Here is a 9,175-nt window from a genome sequence, read left to right on the forward strand (position 1 = left end):
CGGATGGTCAATTGGCTATCCGAGGCCGTTTTTTACTCGACCGGGGCTTCGACCTTGTCGATGGTCCAGGCGGCTCCGAGACCGCCTGTGGTGTTGCGGCGAATGCGCACGGTAACCTCGCGGCGCTCGCCGGCCTGCGTGTAGCGCAGGGGGAAGCTTGCGCGGTTTCGCGCGGCCTCGATGGTGCCGCGTTCGCGGGCGATCCAGTAGTACTCGCCGACGATGCCGAGCGTGTCGGCGCCGTAGGGGAGATAGGTCGACAGCTGGTGCAGAAGCGGGCCGGGGCAGAAGACCTCGGTTGCGAAATCGACGGGGAAGTCCTCGGGGATGGCGGGCGCTGCAGATGCGGGGGTTGGGGCCGCAGTGGGTGCCGAATCCGGCGCGGGTGCGGGAATTTGGTCGCAAGCAGAGGTGGGCGCGGATTCGATGACGGGTGCGGGCTCCGGCGTCGCTTCCGGCTTGATCGTGGAATCTGCGGCCTTCAAGGTGACGGATGCGTCTGCAGCTGCAGTTTCAACCTCAACCTGCGTCGCGTTCTCGTTCTCGACGCTCGACTTTGCCTCGATGGGCGTGGATGCCATGGTGGTGATGCCGGCGTTGGCGTTCTCGGGGTCGTAGACGACCGTAAGCGAGATGGCGGGCTCCGGCGTCTCGGGCTCCGGCGTCGACTCGGAAGCGCCTTGATCGGCGGGCTGATCGTCCTCGGCCTCGTCGCCAAAGACATCGCTGTTTTGGAACGCAGACGTCTCGGGTTGGTTAGCGGCTTCTTCGGTTGTCGACTTGGGAGCTTCGTTGAGCTCAGCAGTGACTTCCTGCTCGGATATGACTTCGGGATCGGTCGTGGCGGCGATTTCGGTTTCGGCTTCTGCCGTTACCTCAATAGCGACTTCGATCTCGGGCTCGGGCTCGGGCACAGCTTCAACTACGGGCTCGGGACGCTTAACGTGCTTGGGGCGCACGGCCTTCAGGTCCTTCTCGCCGCGCTTCTTCTTTTTGTAGGACTGCTTGGCGCCCTTGGCGGCCTTGAGCTTGTCCTCGCCCTTGGCAAGGGCGGCATCCCAGGCATCGTTGGCGATGACGGTGGCATACAGGCGACCGCCCTTAAAGACGGTCAGCTTAATGCAGTCATCGAGCTCCTCGAGCAGCTCGCGCGTGGACTCGAAGCCCAGGTCATAAGCGGCCATGTCGCCCGCGGCGAGTGCCTCCTCGACCTGCGTCATAAACGTTTGCTTGCCGCACCCAATCGCATCGCGCAGCAGGCGATACAGGTAGATGTGGTTGCCCAGCGATAGCGTGGGCCTAACTATTGTCTTGCTCATGGCAAATCTCCTCTTTACACACGTAAAGCATCTTACCATCGCATAGCGTTTGCCATGGCGGCACCCAAGGCAAACGGGCGCAAACCGATATCGATTCGCGCCCGTTGTACAGGCTGCCTATCTGGGGATGCAGCGCCTAGTTGCCCGATGTCGTGCCTTGGCTTGAACTGTCAGATGTCGTGCCCGATGTGGTGCCACTCGAATTGCTGTTGTTGCTGTCTGCTGTGCCCGTTCCCGACGTGGTGTCGCTCGTTTGGTCGCCCGTGCTCGGCTGCGAGCTGTCAGTCGTTTGGCTTGAGTCGGTCGTGCCGGATTGCGTGCCGCTGCTGTTCGTAGAGGAATTGGCGCCCTGCGATTGGTTTTGGGTGTTCGATGACGAGTCGGCAGAGGTAGAACTGTCTTGCGTGCCGTCCGTCTGTGCCTGCTGGTCTTGCGAATGGGTGTTGCCATTTGCATCACTTTCCGTCGTTCGCGACGACAGAATCGGCTCGGGGCGCTCGCCCAGACCCTCACCGGCGGTGGTGATAAGGATGGCGCCGGCGCAGGCGATGACCGCGACGATGGCGATGGCGATCGAGAAGACGATGACCTTCTTTTGCGTCTGGCTGCGCTCTGCCGCCGCCTTGGCGCGCAGGCTGTCGGGGGCGACGCGCGCCGTGGTCGCGCGCCCTGCAATCTGGCGCATCTCCTGCGTAGTCGCGGCGCCGCCCAGGTGCTCCTCGGCATTAAACTCAACGGGCTCATAGGCGCCGGCGGGGTAGTCGACGGCGGCGTGCGTACCTTTGAGGGCTTCGGCGCTGGCAGAGATAAAGTGGCGGTAGACCTGCGAAGACACAACGGTGATGACCGAGCTCACGGCGGCGCCGATTACCGATCCGGCGATACCGATCTTGGAGGCAAGCGCGACGCTCGTGGCGGCAGCTGCGGCGCCGGCGATGATCTGGGGAATTGAAATGTCGTCGAACAGGCCCTTTTTGGGCGCGATGGCCATGGTCTGTCCGATGGAATGGTTTTCGTGCACGCCGTTGTTGAGCGATGCCGGTGTCATGACGCGCGTGCGCGGCGCGTCGGTGTACTTGGTTGTCATACGGGGTCCTCCCGGTGTAAATCTGCTTCGTTTCGTGTAGCCATCAGGGTACCCACCAGATGTGAATCGTACGTGACATTTAGCAGATACCATCAACTCATCAAGGGGGCTTGCTGTCTTTGGTGCAATAGCTTGATGCTAAACTGGATTTACGATTGCGGGGTGGTTTACGTGATGTACCCGTATATGACATTCGAAGACGGTACCGAGGTCATTCATTCTGACCTGATTACAGATGGCGATACCGAAAAGGTTATCGTGCACTTTGAACGACTGACGGCAGAGGGCTTCGACTCCGCTCGTTGTGAGTTGCCTTCCTGTTCGTGGACTGACTCGGAAGGGCATTTTACTCAGAGTGAAAAACGAGCTTTCGAAGAGTGTTTGAGCAAATATTTTAGATTAGTTCGAGTTTAGTTCGAATAAAAAAGCCGAATGCGATGACCTAAAGCGTATGCATCTTTAGTATTAGATGCGTATGAAATGGAGGATGTGAATGGATGAGCTAATAGACTTTAAAAAACGATTTCTCAAGAATGGCGAGCTGGTTTCAATTCCAAAAAAGGAAAGCTATAAAAGAATCATGCTGCTATGGGCCGTCTCTTTCTTTGAATTAAATACAAGTTATACGGAGCTTCAGGTTAATCGTGTGCTGTCACAGCTCTATCCTGATTATGCCGTGTTGAGGCGGTATTTGGTTGATTATGGATTCCTATTAAGGGATGAACGAGGCCTGAAATACGAGGTTAATCGTAATGTTCACGGTATTGAGAGCTAGCCGTCCGGTTCGGGTCCTATATATTGCTAGAGGGATAAGCGAAATAGGCAATTGGTGTGCGAATATTGCTTTGCCAATGCTGATTTACGAGGTAACTCACGATGTTTCTGCAACTGCTTTGATGGTCTGCTGCAGATTTGCCCCCTCTCTGTTTTCAGTTGCGCTCGCGCAGCTGCCTCAGAAGATGGGTATCGGGACACTGCAGGCCATGAGATTGGCAGACTTAATTCGCGCGGGATTATTCGTTTGCTATATTTTTGTTGATAGTAAATGGAGTATGTTTGCTATTACGTGCGCGGTATCGCTTTGCCGAACGGTTGAAATGCCCTGCTTTTACTCGTTGTTAAGAGCCAATACGAATAGTATCAATCGCGACGTAATTAATAATTCGTTTGGGTTTCTGCAGAATTTGATGATGGTTCTGGGGCCAGTTGCCGGCGGTTTTGTTGTCGCTCAATTTGGGGCGGAGGCTGTTCTTGCATTAGACGCGCTTTCTTTTGCCGTGTCGTTCTGGTTGCTGCGAGATGTTCCGTCGGTTATCGAGGTTAATGATAAAGAGGGGATAAGCAAAAATGAAAAATACAGGACTGCATTTAGCGATCTTAGCGCGAAGCACTTGGCAATTGGTTTCCTATTAATCGATATTTCTAGTGGCGTGGCATTCGGCTCTCTGAATTCTCTTTTGCCAGCTATAGCGCAATTGCAATTTGACTCGTCATCGATACAATACGGATTCCTTCAGAGTAGTCTTACAATCGGACTGTTGTTCGGAAATACAATATATGGTCGTTTAATCAGTGGTTCCGATTGCGTTAAATCATATTGTTTTGTGACGTATCTTGCGCTCGGTGCGTATCTGGCGTTTGGCTATCGCTATGCGTCTGGGATATCGTTTATTTTCCTTTTTATCGTCGGTGCCGGAAACGCCATTCAAGATGTGCTTCTCATAACATCGCTGCAGGATTTGGCGAGAGACGGATCTGAATCGATAGGCCTGTTTTCAATTAGGGAGTCTTTGCAATCGGTTGCTGTTGTTATTTCAACACTCCTTGTTTCGCTGTTCACGAGCATCGCGATGTTCTCAATTCTCGTTACAGGACTTGGTGTATTTTCAATTATGATGGTAGTTGTGTTTCAATTGAATTATTTGCGAAAGATGTGACGTTGATATGCAGATGTGACGTTGATATGCCTTAATTTTGAAATACATGCTCTTAGCACAGGTTGGCCTCTCAGTAAACTGGGAGGTTGCTTTGGCTAGTTAGAGATATGTGAACGACCGTTAGACTGAATCTCAGGGTAGAAGGGGCCTCCAGTGTCCAGATCAACAAGGCAATGCTGCGTTTCGGCTAATAAGAACGATGGCTTTTTGCGTGTGGCGGCGGCGTCGCCGCAGATTCGCGTGGCCGATGTCGAGGGCAATGCCGAGGTTGCGCTGGCGGCTGTTCGCGAGGCTACCGAGCGCGGCGTTCGCGCGCTGGTGCTGCCCGAGCTTAACCTGACCGGCTATACCGCGGCCGACCTGTTCTATAACCGCACGCTGCTGCATGCCTGCGAGGCAGCGCTGGTGCACATCCTCGATGAAACCCGTGAGCTGCCGATCGTCTTTACCGTTGGCTTGCCCGTTGCGGTGGCTGAAAACATCTATAACTGCGCGGCCGTGTGCTGTGCGGGCGAGCTTTTGGGCCTCACGGCCAAGAAGTATCTGCCCAACTATGGCGAGTTCTATGAGTGCCGTTGGTTTGCTCCGGCGCCTGCGGATCCCGTGTGGGTCGAGTTTGCCGGTCAGGGTCCGGTTCCGCTGGGCTCGGGGCTTGTCTACCGCTGCTGTGATGAAGGTGCCGAGGATATGGTGCTGGGCGTTGAGGTCTGTGAGGACCTATGGGTGCCGGCGCCCCCTTCGACCGAGATGGCGCTTGCCGGTGCGACGGTGATCCTCAACCCGTCGGCCTCGGACGAGATTATCGGTAAGGCAGACTATCGCCGCAGCCTCATCTCCAATCAGAGTGCGCGCCTGTACTGCGCCTATGCCTACGCGGATGCGAGCGAAGGCGAGTCCACGACCGATATGGTCTTTGCGGGCGAGAACCTCGTCTACGAAAACGGCTCTAAGCTGGCGGCGACGAAGCTCCTTACCTGCGATATGGCGGTTGCCGATGTTGACCTCGACCGTCTGGTTGCCGAGCGCCGTCGCTCGACGACGTGGACGCGCGCGGACGATGCGCCGGAGGCCACGACCGTTGAATTTTCGTTTGAGGGCGTGCTGGCCGAAGAGCCTGTCCTGCGCGATGCGTTCGACATCGACCGCGTCTTCCCCCGCGCGCCCTTTGTGCCGGCCGACCATGGCGACCTGGCCGAGCGTTGCGAGACCATCCTCAATCTGCAGACTGCGGGCCTCAAGACCCGCCTTGCCCACACAGGTACCAAGGCTGCGGTCATCGGCCTTTCGGGTGGCTTGGACTCCACGCTGGCACTGCTTGTGACCGTGCGTGCCTTCGATGCGCTGGGGCTGCCGCGCACCGGTATCACAGCCGTGTCCATGCCTGGCTTTGGCACGACGCATCGCACCAAGTCCAATGCCGAGTCGCTTGCCCGCGACCTGGGTGTGAGCTTCCGCGAGGTTTCGATCCACGCGGCTGTGGAGCAGCACTTCAAGGACATTGAGCACGACCCGGCAGTTCAGGACGTGACCTACGAGAACAGCCAGGCCCGCGAGCGCACGCAGATTTTGATGGACTTGGCCAACCAGGCTGGCGGTTTTGTCATCGGCACGGGCGACCTGTCGGAGCTGGCGCTCGGTTGGGCTACCTATAACGGCGACCACATGAGCATGTACGCCGTCAACGCGAGCGTACCCAAGACGCTCGTGCGTCACTTGGTGCGCTATGCCGCCGATGTCTTTGGCGGGCGTATTGCCGAGGTCTTGCTCGACATCCTCGATACGCCGGTGTCCCCCGAGCTTCTGCCGCCCACGGGCGATGGCGAGATTGCACAGAAGACCGAGGATTTGGTGGGGCCGTACGAGCTGCACGATTACTTCCTCTATTACCTGCTGCGTTTTGGCTTTGAGCCGGGCAAGATCTACCGCATGGCGCTCAAGAGCTTCGAGGGCGTCTACGACGCCAAGACCGTCCACACGTGGTTGCGTACGTTCTATCGTCGCTTCTTTGCCCAGCAATTTAAGCGCAGCTGCCTGCCCGATGGTCCCAAGGTGGGCTCGGTGACGCTCAGCCCGCGCGGCGATTGGCGTATGCCAAGTGACGCCAGCTCACGTTTGTGGCTTGCGCAGATCGACGCGCTCAATGCAATTGACTAAGGTTGGCTAAATTGAACCAATACGGGGGTTGCAAGCGTTACACTTTTGCAATCTGATGGCCCGTATCGCGCGGCGCTCTTGTCGGAGCGCCGCGTTTTTCATATCGAAAGGTGGCACCATGCAGGCATCGCAGCGTCTCGACCGCTTTGGCGCGGAGGTCTTCGCCTCGCTCAACAACAAACTGCTCGCGCTGAAGGCTCAGGGCAAGACCATTTACAACATGAGCGTGGGCACGCCCGACTTTAAGCCGTACGACCACGTGGTCGAGGCGCTCACGCAGGCAGCCCAAGATCCCGAGATGTGGAAGTACGCCCTGCGCGACCTGCCCGAACTCAAGCAGGCCGTGTGCGATTACTATGAGCGTCGCTTTGGTGTCTCCGGCATTACGCCGTCCATGGTGCAGTCGTGCAACGGCACGCAGGAGGGCGTGGGCCATTTGGGCCTGGCCCTGCTCGATCCGGGTGACACTATTTTGGTTCCCGATCCGTGCTACCCGGTCTTTGAGGCGGGTGCCAAGATCGCCGATGCCAAGCTCGAGTACTATCCGCTGATTGCCGAGCACAATTACCTGCCCTATGTGGCGGGCATCGATCCCGAGGTGGCCGATCGTGCCAAGTACATGATCGTGTCGCTGCCCGCCAACCCGGTGGGTTCGGTGGGCACGCCCGAGATCTACGAGGAGATCATCGCTTTCGCCCGCGAGCACGACCTGCTGATCGTCCATGACAACGCATACTCCGACATCGTGTTCGACGGCGAGCCGGGCGGCAGCTTCTTGCAGTATCCCGGCGCACTCGAGGTGGGCGTGGAGTTCTTTTCGCTCTCCAAGTCGTTTAACGTCACCGGTGCCCGCATCGGCTTTTTGGTCGGTCGCGAGGATGTGGTCTCGGCCTTTGCCAAGCTGCGCGGTCAGATCGACTTTGGCATGTTCTTCCCGATCCAGAAGGCCGCCATCGCCTGCCTGAACGGTCCGCGCGATGAGGTCGAGGCGCAGCGTCTGAAGTACCAGGAGCGCCGCGATGCCCTGTGCGACGGTCTTGAGGGCTTGGGCTGGGAGCGCCCCAACGCGCATGGCTCTATGTTTGTGTGGGCCAAGCTTCCCGGTGGCCGCACCGATTCCATGGCGTTTTGCGAGGAGCTTATGGAGAAGGCCGGCGTTGTGGTGACGCCGGGCGCGAGCTTTGGTCCTTCGGGCGAGGGGCACGTGCGCATGGCGCTGGTCTTGCCGCCCGACCAGATCGCTTTGGCTGTCGAGGCCATTCGCGAGGCGGGCCTGTATTAGAAAGCTATTTCGCCTCGTCAATATATCGAAACCGATTTCGTGCAGTTATTTTACGAATCCTGCAAACAATTTCGGTAAACGGTCGATTTTTGGCTGCGAATAGGAGCATAATCAAAGTCCCGATTGGATGTATTGGGATTACGACAAGCCGCTCGGGTCGTTCCCGGGCGGCTTGTTTGTGGAGTGAGATGGGAGTTTCTAATGGTTAACGAGAAGAAGGTCGCTATTGTCGGCTGCGGTTTCGTCGGTTCGTCTTCGGCGTTCGCGCTGATGCAGAGCGGTCTGTTCTCCGAGATGGTCCTCATCGACGTGGACAAGAACCGCGCCGAGGGTGAGGCCCTGGATATCGCGCACGGCATGACGTTTGCCGAGCCGATGAAGATCTACGCCGGCGATTATTCCGATGTCGCCGACGCCGCCATGATCGTCGTCACCGCTGGCGCTGCCCAGAAGCCCGGTGAGACTCGCCTGGACCTGGTCAACAAGAACGTCAACATCTTTAAGTCCATTATCCCCGAGATTAAGAAGTCCGGCTTCGATGGCATACTGCTCATCGTCTCCAACCCGGTCGATGTTCTGACTTATGCCGCCATCAAGATGTCCGGTTTGCCCGAGGGCCATGTCATCGGCTCCGGCACCGTGCTCGACACTGGCCGTCTGCAGCAGATGCTCGGCGCCCACGTCGAGGTCGACCCGCGCGACGTTCAGGCTTACGTCATGGGCGAGCACGGCGACTCCGAGTTTGTCGCTTGGTCCAGCGCCCAGGTTGCCGGCGTGCCGCTGAACACCTTCTGTGAGCTTCACGGCCACCTGGAGCATGAGGCAGCCGAGAAGCGCATCGCCGAGGACGTCAAGAACTCCGCCTACACCATCATCGAGAAGAAGCACGCCACCTACTATGGCGTCGCCATGGCCGTCAAGCGCATCTGCACCGCCGTCATGCGCGATGAGCAGACCGTTCTGCCCGTCTCCTCGCTCATGGTGGGCGAGTATGGCCTGTCCGATCTGGCCATCTCCATGCCGACCGTCGTTGGCCGCGACGGCGTTGTCTGCCGCGTCCCCGTTCCGCTGAACGATGACGAGAAGCATGAGCTCACCGCCTCCGCCAAGGCCCTCAAGGACATCATCGACAGCGTTGATTTCTCCTGCTAAATCAAGCTCGCTAGAGCGAAAAGCTACAATGAAGGCGTCCGGGTCCACACGGCCCGGGCGCCTTTTTGGTGCAAAGTAACCTGACCCCTATGCACCACCCCAATGCACCATAGTTGATGGGAGGGACATGTCGGATTCGCCTAATTTTTTGACCTATGCCCGGACGGTGTTAGCGTCGGATTATTTTAGCCAAATATAGTCGGCCGAGATTGACCAATCCCGGCCGACCCATTTTAGCCAACAC

At 57.6% G+C, this 9,175-nt stretch carries 7 protein-coding genes; 5 read left to right on the forward strand and 2 right to left on the reverse strand.

The features are described from left to right. Positions 1-32 precede the first annotated feature (32 nt). On the reverse strand, positions 33-1,319 hold the full coding sequence (locus tag PMW67_RS06415) for a hypothetical protein (RefSeq protein ID WP_271739168.1): 1,287 nt from the start codon (positions 1,317-1,319) through the stop codon (positions 33-35). Between the two features lie 136 nt (positions 1,320-1,455). After that, positions 1,456-2,406, reverse strand: a complete 951-nt coding sequence (locus tag PMW67_RS06420) for a hypothetical protein (RefSeq protein WP_271739169.1) — start codon at positions 2,404-2,406, stop codon at positions 1,456-1,458. A 493-nt stretch (positions 2,407-2,899) separates the two neighbouring features. Between PMW67_RS06420 and PMW67_RS06425 the strand changes: the two genes are divergently transcribed. From PMW67_RS06425 to PMW67_RS06445, 5 genes are all read left to right on the forward strand, one after another. After that, positions 2,900-3,181: a DUF2087 domain-containing protein gene (locus PMW67_RS06425; protein WP_271739170.1), complete on the forward strand. Its 282-nt coding sequence runs from the start codon at positions 2,900-2,902 to the stop codon at positions 3,179-3,181. Next, positions 3,159-4,343: an MFS transporter gene (locus PMW67_RS06430; protein WP_271739172.1), complete on the forward strand. Its 1,185-nt coding sequence runs from the start codon at positions 3,159-3,161 to the stop codon at positions 4,341-4,343. The genes PMW67_RS06425 and PMW67_RS06430 overlap by 23 nt, the downstream gene beginning before the upstream one ends. Positions 4,344-4,496: 153 nt before the next feature. After that, positions 4,497-6,497, forward strand: a complete 2,001-nt coding sequence (locus tag PMW67_RS06435; protein WP_271739174.1) for an NAD(+) synthase — start codon at positions 4,497-4,499, stop codon at positions 6,495-6,497. A gap of 118 nt (positions 6,498-6,615) precedes the next feature. After that, a complete protein-coding gene (locus PMW67_RS06440; RefSeq protein WP_271739176.1) occupies positions 6,616-7,779 on the forward strand; it encodes a pyridoxal phosphate-dependent aminotransferase in 1,164 nt (387 codons plus the stop codon). 201 nt (positions 7,780-7,980) lie between these two features. Beyond that, the gene (locus tag PMW67_RS06445) at positions 7,981-8,931 is read left to right on the forward strand and encodes an L-lactate dehydrogenase (RefSeq protein ID WP_055309775.1); all 951 of its coding nucleotides are present in this window, start codon (positions 7,981-7,983) and stop codon (positions 8,929-8,931) included. The last annotated feature ends 244 nt before the right edge of the window (positions 8,932-9,175 follow it).

Origin of the sequence: Collinsella aerofaciens, assembly GCF_028209395.1 — a bacterium.
GTDB classification, from domain to species: domain Bacteria; phylum Actinomycetota; class Coriobacteriia; order Coriobacteriales; family Coriobacteriaceae; genus Collinsella; species Collinsella aerofaciens_AZ.